Origin of the sequence: Flavobacterium cerinum (assembly GCF_004028155.1) — a bacterium.
In the GTDB taxonomy this organism is placed as follows: Bacteria; Bacteroidota; Bacteroidia; order Flavobacteriales; family Flavobacteriaceae; genus Flavobacterium; species Flavobacterium cerinum.
On sequence record NZ_SBII01000004.1, the window covers coordinates 153892 to 170703 of the forward strand.

Below are 16812 nucleotides of genomic sequence, written 5' to 3' on the forward strand. Positions count from 1 at the left end.
TCCGAAAGATTTTCTTTCGGAGTTTTTTGTATTCTTAGTACCTTAGAGCCTAAGCCCCTCAGCGACTTTATTTCGCAATATTAACCGCTCTTGTTTCTCTGATAACGGTAATTTTTACCTGACCAGGATAAGTCATTTCGGTTTGAATTTTGTGTGATATCTCAAAAGATAGGTTAGCCGCTGCATCGTCAGTTACTTTTTCACTTTCAACGATTACACGAAGCTCTCTACCTGCCTGGATCGCATAAGCACTTTTAACACCCGGGAATCCGTAAGCAATATCTTCAAGGTCTTTAAGACGTTGGATATAAGAATCAAGAACCTGTCTTCTTGCACCCGGTCTTGCACCAGATATAGCATCACATACCTGAACGATAGGCGATAGCAGTGATTTCATTTCGATCTCGTCGTGGTGAGCACCAATTGCGTTGCAAACCTCTTCTTTTTCACCATATTTTTCAGCCCACTGCATACCAAGTAAAGCGTGTGGAAGATCACTTTCTGCATCCGGCACTTTACCGATATCGTGAAGTAAACCAGCTCTTTTAGCAAGCTTAACGTTAAGTCCAAGCTCAGCAGCCATAATACCGCAAAGTTTAGATACTTCACGCGAGTGTTGTAGCAAATTCTGTCCGTAAGAAGAACGGTATTTCATTCTTCCCACGATTTTGATAAGTTCAGGGTGAAGTCCGTGAACACCAAGGTCGATCACAGTACGCTTACCAACTTCAATAATTTCGTCTTCAATTTGTTTTGCCGTTTTAGCAACAACTTCTTCAATACGCGCAGGGTGGATCCTACCGTCAGTAACAAGTTTGTGTAGAGCAAGACGAGCAATTTCTCTTCTTACAGGGTCAAAACAAGAAAGGATAATCGCTTCCGGGGTATCATCTACAATGATCTCAACACCCGTTGCAGCTTCAAGTGCACGGATATTTCTACCCTCACGTCCAATGATACGTCCTTTTACATCGTCCGATTCAATATTGAATACAGATACGCAGTTTTCTACCGCTTCTTCTGTACCGACACGCTGAATTGTGCTGATGATGATTTTTTTAGCTTCCTGTTGTGCTGTAAGTTTTGCCTCTTCAATCGTTTCCTGAATGTGAGACATAGCACTTGTTTTAGCCTCTGCTTTAAGGCTCTCTATAAGTTGGTTCTTAGCTTCATCTGCAGAAAGGCCTGAGATAAGCTCAAGCTGGTCTACCTGGCTTTTGTGAAGCTTGTCTATTTCCTGTTGTTTTTTGTCAAGGTAGTCAACACGGTTGCTATAGTCTAAAATTTTAGCTTCAGCCTCGTCATTTACTTTCTTTACTTTAGCCAATTCATTAGATACCTGCGATTCTTTATCACGGGTTCTTTTCTCTGCTTCAGCAATTTTTTTATCCTTACCTAATATTACCTGTTCGTGTTCTGTTTTAAGCTCTAAAAATTTTTCTTTAGCCTGTAGTAATTTGTCTTTTTTTATTGATTCTCCCTCTATTTGAGCGGTTTTTAAAATTGATGCTGCTTCTTTCTTAGCGTTTCTAATAAGGGCAGATACGTTTTTCTTCTCGAGGAATTTTGCGATACCAAATCCGGCTGCTATTCCTACGATTCCGATAATTATTATTAATGTAATGTCCATAAGTTAGTTTGGTGTATGAAATATATAAAAAAAGCCTACATCAGAAAGAATTGTATAAACTCGTTTAGACAAGTTTTGGGCTAACCCGCTGTTCAAGGATCTGCTCGAGGCAGCATGCTATAGAAGCGGCGATTTACCCATTTTAAAATGTTAGTGTTGAGTTTATCAAATATGTACTAATGTAGGCAGTATTATTGACGTATGTAAAGAACGTATTTTATTATTTTGAGAGAATTTCGCTCGCTTTTTCATCCATTTTACGAAGCCTTTCAAAGGCGTCTTCCAGGTCGGTAGATTTATCTATCTGTTTCTGTTCTACCTGCGATGCAAATTGTAATGCACACATGGCCAGAACATCCTGTTTATCGCGTACTGCATAGTTTTCTTCGAACTGCCGCATCATGGCATCAATTTTTTTAGAAGCACTTCTAAGTCCTTCTTCCTGAGATGGATCTACCGTTAAAGGGTATACCCGATCTGCAATTGATATCTTTATTTTCAGCTTTTCATCCATTTCCTTCTAATCAGAAAGTTGTGCTATGCAATAATCAATTTCGCGTATCAATGAATTTATTTTGAGTTTCGTCTCTCTTTTGTTTTCGTCGCTGCCTAGTAATGAATTGGCCATTCTTAAAGACTCATTTTGCTGTTTAAGCAGAACAATTTCTTCAGATTGCCTGTTGAAGGCTGAACCTGACCGGGAAACCTCGTTTTCCAGCTCTTGATTTTGCTTTTGAAGCTTTTCCACTTTCTGGGCAAGCTTTTCGAGTTTAATCTCAAGAGAATCAACTATTTCGGATAATCCGCTCATAACAGTCAACTTTCATTACATGATTTTACAAAGTTAGTATTACTTTAATTAGAAACAATAGTTTAACTAAAAAATATTACAGTTTTTTAGTTTTTACTGTAATAAATTGGGATGTAAACAGTTATAAGTTTAGGCGAAACCCTGCTGTTTTTTTCGTGGTTTTTTATATTTTAGCCTTATGAGATTGTTTGTTTTATTCTTTTTGTTTACAACGGCACTGTTTGCGCAGCAGCCTTATCCGCAGGATTACTTCCGCTCCCCAATGGATATTCCCATACATCCGTCGGGTACTTTTGGTGAATTACGTACTAATCATTTTCATTCAGGGCTTGATTTCCGTACAGAACAGAAGGAGGGACTGCCGGTATTTGCCGCTGCCGACGGCTATGTTTCGCGTATTAGGGTTTCCAGCTATGGTTATGGTACGGCTTTGTATATAGACCACCCTAACGGATACACCACATTATATGCACATTTGCAAAAATATTCGCCAAGAATTGATGCGTATGTAAGAGCGAAGCAATACGAAAAGAAAACATTTGACATCGAAATTTTTCCACCAGCCGGTGAAATAAAGATAACTAAGGGTGAACTTATAGGATCTTCGGGTAATTCCGGTGGTTCGGGAGGGCCTCACTTACATTTTGAATACCGCGATACTAAAACAGAATGGGTGATTAATCCGCTGCTTTTTGGTCTTGATAAAAAAATGCAGGATACAAAAGCACCTACTATCTCCGGATTAATGGTTTATCCTGTTAGCGATGATGCTGTAACGAATGAATCGGCTAAGCCAATGCTTGTAGGTTTGAAGCTTCAGGGTGATGGTACTTATCTTGCCGATAAAATAGCAGCAAGAGGTAAAATAGGCTTTTCAATCAGCACGTCAGATAAATCTACAGGAAGTGTAGGCAGTAACGGTATCTATAAGATCGAAACTTTTTATAACGGCAGTCCGGGCTTTAATTTTATATTTAGCACCTTTGCGTTTAACGAGTCACGTTTCATTAATAATTTTATTGACTATACCCGTTTTTACAATACGGGGCAGCGTTTCCAGAAGTTATTCGTAAAAACGCCTTATAGTTTGTCATTGGTAAAAAACAATACGTCAAATGGACAGTTGGATATAACACCTGGAGAGGTTAAGAACTACAGGATAGAAGTGACCGATTTTCATGGTAACAAGAGTATAATCAACGGCAGTATTGAATATTCAGATAAGCCGGCAGCAGTTGCCAACCCAAAAAGAATAACACCTTACTTCGTTAAAGCGGGTAACGATCATAATTATACAAAGAATAATGTATCGGTATTTATTCCTGCGAATGCTTTTTACGAAGATTTCTATATGGATTTTGATGTGAAAGACTCGATTCTTTACCTGCACAATGCTACAGTACCGGTACATACTACAGTTTCGGTTTCATTTAATGTAAACCATCTTTCTAAAGAAGTACTTAAAAAAACGTTTATTGCCGGGTTTACCGATAAAAAAATATCTTATAATTCCAGTGTTATAGAAGATGGCAGGCTAACTGCCAAAGTAAAAACATTGGGTAATTTTAAACTCGCACAGGATACCATAGCACCAAAAATTTATAGCCCAAGTTTTGCAGAAGGCAAATGGCTTACCAAAAACCAGATGTTTAGTATGAAAATAAGCGATAACCTTTCGGGAATTGCTACGATAGATGCCTGGTTAAACGGAAAATGGATACTTATGCATTACGATTATAAAACCAAAAATATATTCCACAATTTTAGCGACGGTATCGTTGCCGAAGGCCGTAATGATTTAAAAGTCACGGTTACGGATAGTGTGGGAAATTCTACTACCTTTGAAACGCATTTTTTCAGAACACAAAACCCAGCCTCTGTTGAAAACAATAAATAAATTCTTTGCGCTCATTCTTATATTACTCAGCGCTACGGCATTTGCACAAAGTGCCCCCGTTGTATTTGGAGTATTGATAGACGAAAACCGCCATCCGGCAGAAGGAGTACTCGTTTTTTATGATAATGACGGGGTTAGATCCCAAACAACATCCGATAAAACCGGATTCTATAAACTCGAAGTACCAACAGGTAAGGAGGTAACCATATACTTTTCACACATTAGTTTTACTACGGTATTTGTAGCGCAAACTCTTGGTAACAATGGCAAGGGCGAGATAAATGTAGTATTGCAGCCTAGTGCTAAAGTGATGAATGAATTGGTTATTGAAGGAGATACTAAAAGAACAAGGGTTCAGGGAATTACAAAAATTTCTCCGGAAGTAATTCGAAAGATACCGGGAGCTAATGCTGGTGTTGAGAATATATTAAAGCTCCTTGGAGGGGTCAACAGCAATAATGAGTTAAGTACCCAATATTCTGTACGAGGCGGTAGTTATGACGAAAACCTTGTATATGTTGAAGATATTGAGATCTACCGTCCATTTCTTATCCGTTCAGGACAGCAGGAGGGATTGAGTTTTACCAATACCTCAATGGTAGAGAACGTAGAGTTTTCTTCCGGTGGATTCCAGGCAAAATATGGTGATAAATTATCTTCAGTATTGGATATTACCTACCGTAGGCCTTTAAAATTTGGAGTACAGGCCGAGGCAAGTTTTCTTGGCGGTAGTGTAACCGTAGAAAACGCTTCTAAAAACCAAAAGTGGAGCGGTATTATTGGTGCGAGATACAGAGATAACAGCTTATTGGTTAACAGCCAGGAAACGAAGTCTAACTTCAAACCTACGTATACTGATATCCAGTCGATGATCAATTTTATGCCTACATCTAACTGGGAACTAAGCTTTTTAGGAAATATTTCTCAAAACAAATACCATTATCAGCCACTTACCAGGCAAACAAATTTTGGTACTATAGATGATCCTATCGCATTACAAATATTTTATGACGGAAGGGAAAAAGATGAGTATACAACTTATTTCGGAGCCTTAAAGTCGACTTATAAAGTATCAGAGAATTTTGTTTTTAAAGTAATTGGGTCATTATATCACACACAAGAGCAGGAACATTTCGATATCCTGGCGCAATATGCCTTAGGAGAAGTAGACACGAACATTGGGTCTGAAACCTTTGGAGATATCAAGTTTGCCCGTGCTGTAGGTTCTCAGCTTAACCATGCCCGTAACGATCTGGATGCGCTTATCGCGAATATAGAGGTAAAAGGGTATCACAATATTAAAAAAGACAGATTAGAGTGGGGTATAAAGTACACCCGTGAAGATATTCGTGACCGTCTATTAGAATGGGAAGTAATCGATTCTGCTGGGTTTTCATTACGCCCGCCGGTTATCGATCTGCCTAGAAACGATCAGCCATACAATCCTTATAAAGGAGAATTGGTTCCTTATCAAAGCATAAGAGCCACAAACTTTGTACAGATCAATCGATTTTCAGGGTATGTGCAATGGAACCATAGAGCAAAACTTGGTACGGCAGATGTTTGGATTAACGCAGGGGTAAGGGCACACCAATGGCAGGTAACCGGAGATGTGCATGGCGACAGTCAAATGACAGTTAGCCCAAGAGCACAGTTTACAATAAAACCAAGCTGGAATAAGGATATGCTTTTCCGCCTTTCGGGAGGTTTTTACCACCAGCCGCCATTTTACCGAGAGTTGAGAGATTCTATAGGTGGAGTTAGGCCTAATGTTAAAGCCCAGCAGTCCATACATATAGTTTTAGGTAACGATTATAGCTTTAAGCTTTGGAACAGGCCATTTAAACTGGTTTCGGAGGCATATTATAAAAAACTGGATAATGTTAATACCTACACGCTAGAGAACGTTCGTGTGCGTTACCGTGCTAATAATGATGCTGTGGCCTATGCTTATGGGTTAGATTTCCGTTTAAATGGGGAATTTGTTCCGGGGACAGAATCATGGTTAACCTTTGGTTACCTTAAAACAGAAGAAAACATTAACGATAGGGGCTACATTGCCCGACCTACAGACCAGCGACTTAAATTTGGTATCCTTTTTCAGGATTATGTACCTAATATCCCTAGCCTGAAAGCCTATCTTAATATGGTTTACAATACAGGTCTTCCGGGTGGTTCGCCTTCTTATGCAGATTCGTATAAATACCAGTCCCGCCTTAACGATTACCGTCGTGTAGATGCCGGTTTCTCTTATGTGTTTACCGATGCTAAAAAAGATTATCCTAAAGGGCATTGGCTAGCCGTATTTAAAGAACTTACACTAGGTCTTGAGATATACAATATGTTTAATAACCAAAACTCCATAACCAATACATGGGTCCGCGATGTATATACTAAAAGTCAGTATGGCATCCCTAATTACCTAACCAGCCGTGTTTTCAGTCTTAAGCTTAATGTAAGCATCTAATTATTGAAACATTTTGCTTAATTTTGGTATATATCTTCTCAAAAATGAAAAAAGCCCTAATAGTAGTCATAACCCTTTCTTCGTTAGTATTTACTAGCTGTAAGGATGAACAGCCAACGCCAAAGGTTATTTATGAAGAAGCTAAATCTTCTAAAGAGCAAACGAAAAAAGTTGACTCCACTCAGATTAAAGTGGCCGACCTACCAGTATATATGGAAGGTACAAAATACCTTATCCATCCCGTAGGAGACATCAGGATATATGATGATAGTAACAAGAGTTATGGAAGCAGCAGGACCAATAGTTCTGTGAGCTATGCCATATCCAATTACAATCGTTTTGAGATAACAGGATATTTTGAAAATTTAAAATTCCAGCATATCGACTCTACAGCAATGCGACCGCTTACAACAAATAAGATCCAGATTCAAACCGCTACTTACCTAAATACTATTGCAGCTAAATATAAAGCCCATATATTAATATATACGCTTGTAGATGCTGATACCAACAAAGATGGTAAAGTAGACTCTAATGATATCAGGTCATTATACATAAGTGATATAAGCGGAAAAGGATTCAAAAAATTATCACATGACGTTCAGGAATTGCTTGATTGGAATCTGGTAGAGGTTAAAGGAAGAGTATATTTCCGTACTATTGAAGACATCAATAAAAATGGTGCTTTCGATAAAAATGATAAAGTACACTACCACTTTGTAGACCTGCTTTCCCCTGATTGGAATGTTACAAGCTACGAACCTGTAAACTAAATTTTTGTTTCCCCCGGTTCGATTATCTCAATATTTTGACTTTAAAGTATGTATAAAACGATGTTGGGCAAATTTTGAAAGTAATTAAAAGATCATCCTAACGAAACTAAATAGATGAAAAAAAATACCTTATTACTTGTTTCAATAATAATTATGTCTTGAACTGATATTGCCAATATATGTTATTTGGATGCATTGTTTTTTTCAAATACAGCAATGTTTTGCTCCATCATTTTTTCGGTTTGAATAATATCCAAAAGAATCATTTTTGAAGTCTGTTTTATATTTTTATCAGTTTCATTTATGTTTGAATATATAAAACTCGTTAAAAATTCACTTTTATTATTTAGTGTTTCTTTTAGTGCTTCAATATTAGAAAGTGTAGTTACTTTTTCATAATCAATTAAATCAATTTTAGTGTTAGCAACAGATCTCCACGCATTAATTTTAACTTGTGGAATAAATATTCCTTTAGATTTCTTTACAATATCTAAAATTGTAACATTTTTGTTGTCAGCATAAAATTCTAATGAATCAATTAAAGATTGCTGTTGAGGAATAGTGGACTTAATATCTTCTTTAGAATCCTTTAACTCATTATTTATAGTTGAAAATACCTGATCAATATAAACTTTATCTTTTCGTTCTGAATTCCAGTTATCAATAAAAAGAGCTATTAGAATACCTGCAATTACCGGAATAATCTCTTTAATAAATTGAACAGTGTAAATTTTAATTTTTTCCTTCATTAATTTGGGTTTTGGATAGTGCAGATAATAGTATTCTTTTACGGGATTCGACGTTTTATTAAGGTAAAATCGTGTTGCCAAATTTAATTAAATATTTACAAAATGAAGGAATATGATGATTTAAAAGAAATAGGTTTTTGTGTTTAATGGCTTCATATGTGTTTCTCAGTAATTTATTTCACAAGTAACGAAGAGCATCTCAATTTTTTTTATCTTTAGTATGATCCAAATCTTGGAGCATAGATTGTATTCTTTTTTAAAATCTAAATACTAATTATATGAGAAAAATTATTTTTTTGTTGCTGATTAGCTTAACTGCATTTACGGTAAATGCACAAACTTCAAAAGAATTAGTGGGAAAATGGCAGCTTGTAAAACTAACCAAAAAGGGTAAAGAAAAAAGCCTGCAGGATGTTTATAAAACCGATCAGGTATTTCAGGTTTTTACTGATGACGGAAAATTCCAGGGTATCGTAGGGGATAAAACTGCTAAAGGAAGATGGAAGCTTTCTAAAGATAACGATGTATTAACGATAACAGTTGATCTTATTCCCGTAAAATTTCAAATCGATTATTTTGATAAAGGCAAGCGTATTATTACCCATGAACAATTAGGAACATTAGAATACAAGAAGGTCAAGTAAAAATAAAAAAAGCCTGCTCAATTTATGTGAGCAGGCTTTTTTTATTCAAATCGTTAGTTCAATACCAAGACTTTTTTCATCATAATGTCTGTCTCCTCTTTGTCCCCTAATTTGAAAAGATGTTTATCAAATTCAACAAAACCATTCTTTGCATAGAAGCCAATGGCTCTTAGGTTATTTTCCCAAACGCCCAGCCAAACATATTCAACCTTCTTTTGTTCTGCTATTCGTATAGCTTCATCATAAAGCAGCTGTCCAACTTTTTTGCCATGAAATTCCTGCAGCACATAGATCCTTTCAATTTCAAGAGCTTTATCATTTTTTAATTCTGTTTGTGCCTGCCCTACATTCAGTTTTAAATAGCCAATTGCATTGTTGTCAAGCAAGGCAAAATAAAATTCAGAGCATTCTTCATTCAATTCAATAGTAAGTTTCTCTAATGAAAAGCTCTCATTTAAATATTTTGTCATATTGTCATCAGCACCTCTGGTAGAAAAGGTTTCAAAAAATGTTTGTCTTCCTATTTTTTGCAATTGCTCAATATCGCTTAGCGTTACTTTTTTAATTTCTATAGATTCCATATTTTGATTCAATAAATTCATGTTATTCCAATTCGTTCTTGATGTATGCGGCAATATCCTTTTCTGTAGTGTTCTCGCTTTGCTCCAAATGTTCTACAATGCGCTGTCTTTCTATTTTGCTTTTGTTCTGGCTTAATTTCTTTTGTCCCTGAAAATCGGTTACTTCCAGCTCAAATGCAGTAATACCTCTTATCATTCCTTTTTTAAACTTTTCAGAGAGGCTTTTCCATTGCTCCATATATTCTTCTTCATAATAAGAAATCATCTGTTCCAATAGCTCGATTTTACCATCTACATCTTCAATAATTCTGGCTTTCCCATAAGCATGTATAGCTATGTAGTCCCATGTAGGTACGCTTTCGCGTTTTTCATACAATGAAGGCGATATGTAGGCATGAGGTTCTGTAAATATAACTAAAGACGTATTATTAACAATATGCTCAACCTGCTCATTGGCAATGGCAAAATGGGAGCGGAGTAATAGCTTTCCGGAAGTATCATCTATAATAAACGGGAGCTGCGTCGCTATAGGAATAGTGCCTTTGACAGTAATGATGGTTGCAAAACTGTATTTCTTCATGAATGCAATTTTTTCTGCCTTGTCTTTAAAGTCAAAATCGTCCGGTACAAACATATCTCTAAATTATTTTCTTTACAAGATCAAAATTAGCACTATAATGGATTATATTTATAGGCCAATATCGAGATAATGAATAGTCCAATTTCAGCACATGTATTTAGCACTATAAAGCTTGATCCTACGGCTGGTAGATCACTTTATCTTCAATTGGTCGATGCAATATTATACTACATTAAACAAGGGGAGTTTCGTACCGGACAAAAGCTGCCTGGTACGAGAGATGTTGCAGGTATGTTGCAAATGAACAGAATTACGGTATCAAAAGCGTATGATGAACTGCAAATGCAGGGCTGGCTGGAAAGCTATGTAGGCCGTGGTACATTCGTATCGGCACATATACCGGAATTAAAGCCTACTGAATTAGAAAATACAGTCAGACCAAAATCGCAGCAAAAAGCAGGATTTGATATCGATACAAAACGTCATATAAATAATCCTTTTTTTGTGCCTACATCTCAACTTCATTTAGATGATGGCTATCCTGATCCAAAATTAGCACCCATAAAAGAACTGTACAGAGCTTATCGGAGCCAGTTAACCAGAAGCGGATTATATTCCAAATTTGGAAGTTACAGCCATCCTGACGGACCTGATTATTATCGAGATGCTTTGTCCCGTTACCTCAATGAAACCAGAGGGTTAAAAACTACAGCTAAAAATATTTTGTCGGTACGGGGTACTTTAATGGGGATAAACCTTGTTTGTAATGCCTTAATTAACCCCGGTGATGTTATTGTTTCCGGAATCCCCGGTTGGCAAAGGGCAGAGCACAATTTTTTACACGCTAAAGCCACACATATTGGGATACCTGTTGATGAGCATGGTTTAGTTGTCGATGAGCTTAAAAAGATCTGTGCTGCAAGAAAAGTCAGAATGGTATATGTAACGCCTCATCATCATTATCCTACCACAGTATCGCTTAGGATTGATCGAAGACTGGAATTACTGCGGCTTGCTAATGAGTTTGGCTTTATACTATTTGAAGATGATTATGATTTTGATTTCCATTACAATCACAGTCCATTATTACCTCTGGCAAGTGCCGATCAAAACGGGATGGTTATCTATTGCGGTTCATTCAGTAAAAGTTTTTCTCCAGCATTTCGGATGGGTTATTTGGCAGCATCAGAAAACGTGATCGAACACCTTGCAAATGTTCGTATTTTACTGGACAGGCAGGGAGATCATATTTTAGATAATTCAATGGCCGAACTTCTTAATGACGGAACAATATCGCGTTATATCAGAAAAGCACTGGCAGTCTATAAAGACAGGAGGGATTTCTTTTGTAATGTATTGCAAAGCGAACTCAATGAAGCGGTAAATTTTAGTATCCCCGAAGGAGGCATGACAGTCTGGACAAAATTTGATAGATCAATTAATTTGGAAACATTAGCAGGGCAGGCCTATGCCAAAGGGTTATATTTATCCGATGGTAAAGCGCATAAATATCCTGGTTATGATGAAAATGCCATCAGGCTTGGTTTTGCATCTTCTTCAAAAGAAGATTTAGAAAAAAGTATACAAATAGTAAAAGGACTAATTTAACAGTATATCAAATAATAAAAGCCTTGCATTAGCAGGGCTTTTATTATTTAGACTACGCCATTAAAATCTGTAAAACGCTCAAAGTATGAGGTCTAAATCATTACTATACCGGTAATATAATATGAAATTCTGCACCAACATTTTCTTCTGCTTTCGAAAAAATAATGCCCTTATGATTTTCTACAATTTTTTTACCAATTGAAAGCCCAATACCAGTACCGGTATAAGCTTCATTATTATGAAGCCGCTGAAAAATTGTAAAAATCTTGTTTTTGTATTTTTCATTAAAGCCAATGCCGTTATCTTTAATAACTATTTCATAATAAGATAAGGCTGGATCTAGAGATAAATGCTTTTTAACTTCTGCCTTAGTAAGTTTAGATGACGTGATCTCTATTTTTGATACTGAACCGTCATTTTTGCAAAACTTAAGAGCATTACTTACCAGATTGTAAAAAAGCTGATTCATCTGTAATGGAATAGCATTTATAACGGGTAATTTTCCAAGTTTTATATTCAAATTCCGTTCTTCAATTAATAATTCAAAATCAATAAAAATATTGGCTAAAATCACATTTAAATCGGTGCTTACAAATTGTGTGTCAGGATTGTTAAGATACGAATAAGCCAGTAGATCTTTAATAAGAGTATTCATTCTTGTTGATGATTTACTAATTTTTTCGAGTAGCACAAGTGCTTCTTTAGAAATGTTTTCTTCCATTCCTAATAGCCTGCTAATGAACATTAGTATTTTGCGGAGTGGTTCCTGTAAATCATGACTGGCTACATAGGCATATTCCTGTAGTTGAACATTGGCATCAAACAAATTTTTAATTGTGTTTCCCAATTCAGTATTTGAGGTTAATAGATCTGAAGTTCGTTCCTGAACCATGCTCTCAAAACCATCAGATAATACCTGTAATCTTTTTTCGATAATTCTACGTTCTGTAATATCTTCAATAGCCAGTAAAATCAATTGCTCTTTACTTGTTTCATTTGTAACCTGTCGGGCATTAAGCAGCATAATACTTTCGCCATAAGGTAAAAGGTTAACAGAGATCTGATAATCGTCAAGCTGTGTTTTTTCGGGAAGTACTTTTTCAAGCATCGCCCGCATGGGTATGTTATCAAAAAGATGGTTTTGAATTTCGTAGATCAGTTTACCCGTAGCTTCTTCTTTGTCAATCTTATATTTTTTCGAGAAGGCTCTGTTAATATTTTTTATCCTTAAATTGGTGTCCAGCACCACTATTGGTTCCCTAAGCGTTGCGACAATAGCTTCGGTATAGTTTTTAGAAATATTAATCTGCTGCTGTTTATTTAAAAGCTCCTGATTAATTTGAAGAAGCTCCTCATTACTGGATTGTAATTCTTCTTTAGAAGTTTCTAATTCTTCGTTTAAACTCTGTAATTCCTCGCTGCCGCTTAATAACTCTTCGTTGGCACTTTGCAATTCTTCTTTAGAGGCTTCCTGTTCTTCACTAATTGCATTTACATCTGCATGTATTTTTGCCAGTTCTCTTTCAAGTTGCGCAATTCTTTTTAAATTGATGTTATTATGTATTTCTTCAGCACTAAATTCTTTAGAAATAAGATATTCTTTTTTGACTAAGCTTTTGTAAAAAACCACTAAAAAGTGAGGCTCTATAGTATTTGTTAATGGTTGTACTTCAATACTAATTTCACTTATAAGGCCTTTATTTTTAATCTGAATGTCTTCTTTTATAATGAGTGATGAAGTTTCTTTTGCTTTATGACATGCATTACGAAGTTCAAAAGCAAGTCCGTCACGTGCCATCTTTAAAAGATTAAAGGTAGGTTTACCTTGCGAGAACTCAATAAAGTCGGCAATATTCCCATTAATATGTACAATATCCAGCTGTTCGTTTACAATAACACTGGCCGGAGTATATTTTGAAAGCAGTAATGATTCTGCGCTTTTTCTAAAATCTTCTTTTACAATCTCTTTTCTCTGAACATCTGTTTTAGATGCTGTCGATTTATCATTAGATCCCATATCTGAATGCAGAAACCTTCCTGAAACCTGTTTGCGGGTATATATTTTATCGGCTTTTTCAAAGGATTGAAAGAGCTCGCCTGCCGGGACAGTCGTTTCTGACTTTCCTAATAGTAAAAAGCCATTTTCTTTTAAAGCATAATGAAATGTGGTGAGTGATTTTTTTTGTAGAAATGAATCCATATAAATAAATACATTTCTACATGTAATTAAATCCATTTTTGCAAAAGGAGGATCTGCTAAAAAATTATGGACAGCAAAAATGCACAGATCTCTAATTTGCCTTTTAATTTTATAGCCATTGGTGCTGGCTGTGAAGTATTTTGTAAGGATCGTCTCAGAAACATTTTTCATCTGAGATTTTCTATAAAACCCAATTCGTGCCTTAGCAATAGCGACTTCCGAAATATCCGAAGCAAAAATCTGAATTTCTTTTCCTTCTAAGTTTTCACCTAAAAATTCATGAAGTGAAATAGCCAGTGAATAAGCTTCTTCGCCTGTAGAGCATCCTGCAATCCAAATCCGTATTGCGTTTCCTTCAGTTACTCTATTACTTAACAAAGGGAAAACTTTTTCCCGCATTGTCTGAAATATTTTAGTATCTCTAAAAAATTCTGTAACCGGTATAAGCATATCGTTAAAGAGATCTCTGGATGCCGATTTATCTCCTTGCAGGAAGTTTAGATAATCCTTCAAATTAATAATTTTGTTCAAAGCCATTCTTCTTGCAATGCGTCGTCTAATTGTACTTTGCTTATAATAAGTAAAATCTACACCACTATGGTTACATAAAATTTTAATAATTTCTTTTATTATCTCCTCATCATTTGCATCCTCATTTTCATTTACAATCGTTCTTGTTTTTGATAGCTCCACAAGTTTTTCCACAATTTGAATGGGTGACATTACATAATCTACCACTCCGGCATTAATTGCACTTTGTGGCATTTCATTATTAGAAGCATCAAGATCCTGAGCAAAAGTAATTCCTCCATGCTTTTTTATTGCTCTTAAACCAATTGTTCCATCAGATCCATTTCCGGAAAGCAATACACCATAAGCTAACTTCAGGTGAACTTCGGCTAATGACTTAAAGAAAATATCTATAGCCTTGTTTTTGGTATCTTTTATTCGCGGGCTTAACTTTAAAACACCATCATACGAGGTAAGCATTTTATTTTCCGGAATAACATAAATGGTATTGGGAGCCAAATGAATATCATCTGTTATTTCATTAATTGGTAGTGTAGGTACACGGGAAAGAAGCTCTGTAAGCATACTGTCATGCATAGGGTGCAAATGCTGTACAACAACATAAGCCATTTCAGAATCATTTGGAATCGCACCAATAAACTCCTTAAAGGCATCAAGCCCGCCTGCCGAAGCTCCTATTCCAACAATAGGGAAGTCTTGAATTGTAGCCTTAGGAACGATGTTCTCTTGTGTTTCCATGATTTCTCTTATTGAGTTCTTCAGTTGGTATTTAATAGTATAAATTGACATAAATTAATACGTCACTATCAAAAGGTTTGTGTTATAGATATGTAGTCTCTTTTAATCTAAATAGTAATGATAAAAGATTCTATTTGAGAATTGTTTAATTTTTCATTCCAATCCATCTCGATTACCTTTTTTAATAATTCCTTTAAATCATCAAAAACAACAGGTTTAACGATATAGGCATTGGCACCTAAACCAAAAGTGTTTTTTATAGCTTCTTCTGTTGCAGAGGTAGAGTAAATAGCAATAACAGGAATGTCTTTAAACTGAACATCATTACGAATTTGCTGCAAAGTTTCAAAACCCGACATTATTGGCATGTTAAGGTCTAAAAAAATAATATCCGGAACATGAAGACTTTTATCGTAAAGCCGATTTAAAAGTTCTAAACCATTTTTACAAAATTCAACGGGGTAGTGGAGGTAAAGATCTGTAATTGCATCAGCAAAAAACTCCCTGTCATCTTCATCATCATCGGTTAATAAAACCCTTACATTCTGTTTGTTATTCATTAGAAGTTTACTTCAAATGTACGCTTTAATAAACGATAAGAGAGCAATCAAATATATAAGATTATCATATTTTTAGTTAAAGCTTTGTGCAAAAGCTATAAAGATATCATGCAAAATTGTAGAATAAGTATAATCGCAAAATTGAATTGTACAAAAATATAAAATGAATTGTACACATTTAGGTAAATATACAGTTTTTAAACACTGTTTAATCGATATTAAATGATCACAAAAAAAACCAAAAAAACCGCTGTAATAAGCGGTTTTTCTTTGATATTTATTAGGTTATTAAATTGGTTTTCTATATCTTTATATAGTAATTGAGATGCTATACATTTAAATTAAATGTAGCCTGGTGACCATTCAAAAGCATTTTAGTACTCTCAATATTGTTATTATATATATGCACATTACCTAAGAATAAGGTAATACTCTTAAGTTTACAGCTCACCTGCTTGCTTATAAGGTACAAGTGGTATATATCCGAAGGCAAACCTAAACTTGCATCTGAACTACGCTGATATGCGCTTATAATCAGTTTACCGTTTTCAATTTGGAACTGTATAAGGCTAAGGCATGGCTGCTGCTCTTTACCCTTAAGCATAATTTTACTTAGTATTTCGTGATATTTGTTCATTCTTTTTTGATTGATGATTGTTGATGATTACCTTTGCAGCTCTCACGGTACTAATAGACATAACAAAGCCACAATCAGGAAGACTTTTGTCCTCCGACTGTGGCTTTGTGCTATTAAAAATACCGTGAGAAAGTTTTTTAATGTCGGAGGGCTTTTTTATCCTGCCTCCAAAGGATTACGCTTGCGCTTTGCTTTCAGCCTCTTTAAGGCTTGCGGGTGTGAGCTTCATTTTAACGACTGTACAAAACAGTGCCACCACCCTTAACGCAGTTCCTACCCATTCGGGCGCGTTAACCTGCTTTAGTAAGACCGGTATCAGGTCGGTTGTTAAATCAAGCGTTCCCAATATTACCAGCACTGCTGCTAATATCCAATTTCTGAATTTTCCCATATTTGTATTTATTTG

15 protein-coding genes and 1 other RNA gene are annotated in these 16812 nt (G+C 35.7%); 5 read left to right on the plus strand and 11 right to left on the minus strand.

Annotated features, from left to right (window positions below):
* Positions 1-67: 67 nt before the first annotated feature.
* From rny to EPI11_RS07665, 4 genes are all read right to left on the minus strand, one after another.
* Positions 68-1630 carry a ribonuclease Y gene (rny, locus tag EPI11_RS07650; protein ID WP_128389370.1) on the minus strand — a complete coding sequence of 521 codons (1563 nt, stop codon included), beginning with the start codon at positions 1628-1630 and terminating at the stop codon, positions 68-70.
* 56 nt (positions 1631-1686) lie between these two features.
* Positions 1687-1792, minus strand: a non-coding RNA gene (gene ssrS / locus EPI11_RS07655) — 6S RNA.
* 58 nt (positions 1793-1850) lie between these two features.
* Entirely contained in the window at positions 1851-2144 is a 294-nt protein-coding gene (locus EPI11_RS07660) for a cell division protein ZapA (protein WP_128389371.1), read from the minus strand.
* 6 nt (positions 2145-2150) lie between these two features.
* Complete coding sequence (locus EPI11_RS07665) at positions 2151-2441, minus strand: hypothetical protein (RefSeq protein ID WP_128389372.1); 291 nt, start codon at positions 2439-2441, stop codon at positions 2151-2153.
* A gap of 178 nt (positions 2442-2619) precedes the next feature.
* On the opposite strand from EPI11_RS07665, the gene EPI11_RS07670 reads away from it, so the two are divergent.
* From EPI11_RS07670 to EPI11_RS07680, 3 genes are read left to right on the plus strand one after another with little or no spacing between them, the layout of a single operon-like run.
* The gene (locus EPI11_RS07670) at positions 2620-4338 is read left to right on the plus strand and encodes a M23 family metallopeptidase (protein WP_128389373.1); all 1719 of its coding nucleotides are present in this window, start codon (positions 2620-2622) and stop codon (positions 4336-4338) included.
* Entirely contained in the window at positions 4322-6805 is a 2484-nt protein-coding gene (locus EPI11_RS07675; RefSeq protein ID WP_241657595.1) for a TonB-dependent receptor, read from the plus strand. Before EPI11_RS07670 ends, EPI11_RS07675 begins: the two co-directional genes overlap by 17 nt.
* Before the next feature lie 44 nt (positions 6806-6849).
* Complete coding sequence (locus tag EPI11_RS07680) at positions 6850-7578, plus strand: hypothetical protein (RefSeq protein WP_128389374.1); 729 nt, start codon at positions 6850-6852, stop codon at positions 7576-7578.
* Positions 7579-7760: 182 nt separating this feature from the next.
* Here the strand turns inward: EPI11_RS07680 and EPI11_RS07685 are convergent, their stop codons facing one another.
* Entirely contained in the window at positions 7761-8327 is a 567-nt protein-coding gene (locus tag EPI11_RS07685) for a hypothetical protein (RefSeq protein WP_128389375.1), read from the minus strand.
* Between the two features lie 278 nt (positions 8328-8605).
* On the opposite strand from EPI11_RS07685, the gene EPI11_RS07690 reads away from it, so the two are divergent.
* Positions 8606-8971, plus strand: a complete 366-nt coding sequence (locus EPI11_RS07690; protein ID WP_128389376.1) for a lipocalin-like domain-containing protein — start codon at positions 8606-8608, stop codon at positions 8969-8971.
* 53 nt (positions 8972-9024) lie between these two features.
* Here the strand turns inward: EPI11_RS07690 and EPI11_RS07695 are convergent, their stop codons facing one another.
* The gene (locus EPI11_RS07695; protein ID WP_128389377.1) at positions 9025-9552 is read right to left on the minus strand and encodes a GNAT family N-acetyltransferase; all 528 of its coding nucleotides are present in this window, start codon (positions 9550-9552) and stop codon (positions 9025-9027) included.
* A gap of 22 nt (positions 9553-9574) precedes the next feature.
* A complete protein-coding gene (locus tag EPI11_RS07700) occupies positions 9575-10186 on the minus strand; it encodes an FMN-binding negative transcriptional regulator (RefSeq protein ID WP_128389378.1) in 612 nt (203 codons plus the stop codon).
* Positions 10187-10261: 75 nt separating this feature from the next.
* Here EPI11_RS07700 and EPI11_RS07705 point away from each other — a divergent pair, with 75 nt between their 5' ends.
* Complete coding sequence (locus EPI11_RS07705; protein WP_128389379.1) at positions 10262-11740, plus strand: aminotransferase-like domain-containing protein; 1479 nt, start codon at positions 10262-10264, stop codon at positions 11738-11740.
* A gap of 103 nt (positions 11741-11843) precedes the next feature.
* Here the strand turns inward: EPI11_RS07705 and EPI11_RS07710 are convergent, their stop codons facing one another.
* The 4 genes from EPI11_RS07710 to EPI11_RS07725 form a co-directional block, all read right to left on the minus strand.
* Positions 11844-15209 (minus strand): CheR family methyltransferase, encoded by a 3366-nt coding sequence (locus EPI11_RS07710; protein ID WP_164879126.1) that lies wholly within the window; start codon positions 15207-15209, stop codon positions 11844-11846.
* Between the two features lie 107 nt (positions 15210-15316).
* Positions 15317-15769 (minus strand): response regulator, encoded by a 453-nt coding sequence (locus EPI11_RS07715; protein ID WP_128389381.1) that lies wholly within the window; start codon positions 15767-15769, stop codon positions 15317-15319.
* A gap of 328 nt (positions 15770-16097) precedes the next feature.
* Positions 16098-16406, minus strand: a complete 309-nt coding sequence (locus tag EPI11_RS07720) for a thymidylate synthase (protein WP_128389382.1) — start codon at positions 16404-16406, stop codon at positions 16098-16100.
* Positions 16407-16581: 175 nt separating this feature from the next.
* The gene (locus tag EPI11_RS07725; RefSeq protein WP_128389383.1) at positions 16582-16797 is read right to left on the minus strand and encodes a hypothetical protein; all 216 of its coding nucleotides are present in this window, start codon (positions 16795-16797) and stop codon (positions 16582-16584) included.
* Positions 16798-16812 lie beyond the last annotated feature (15 nt).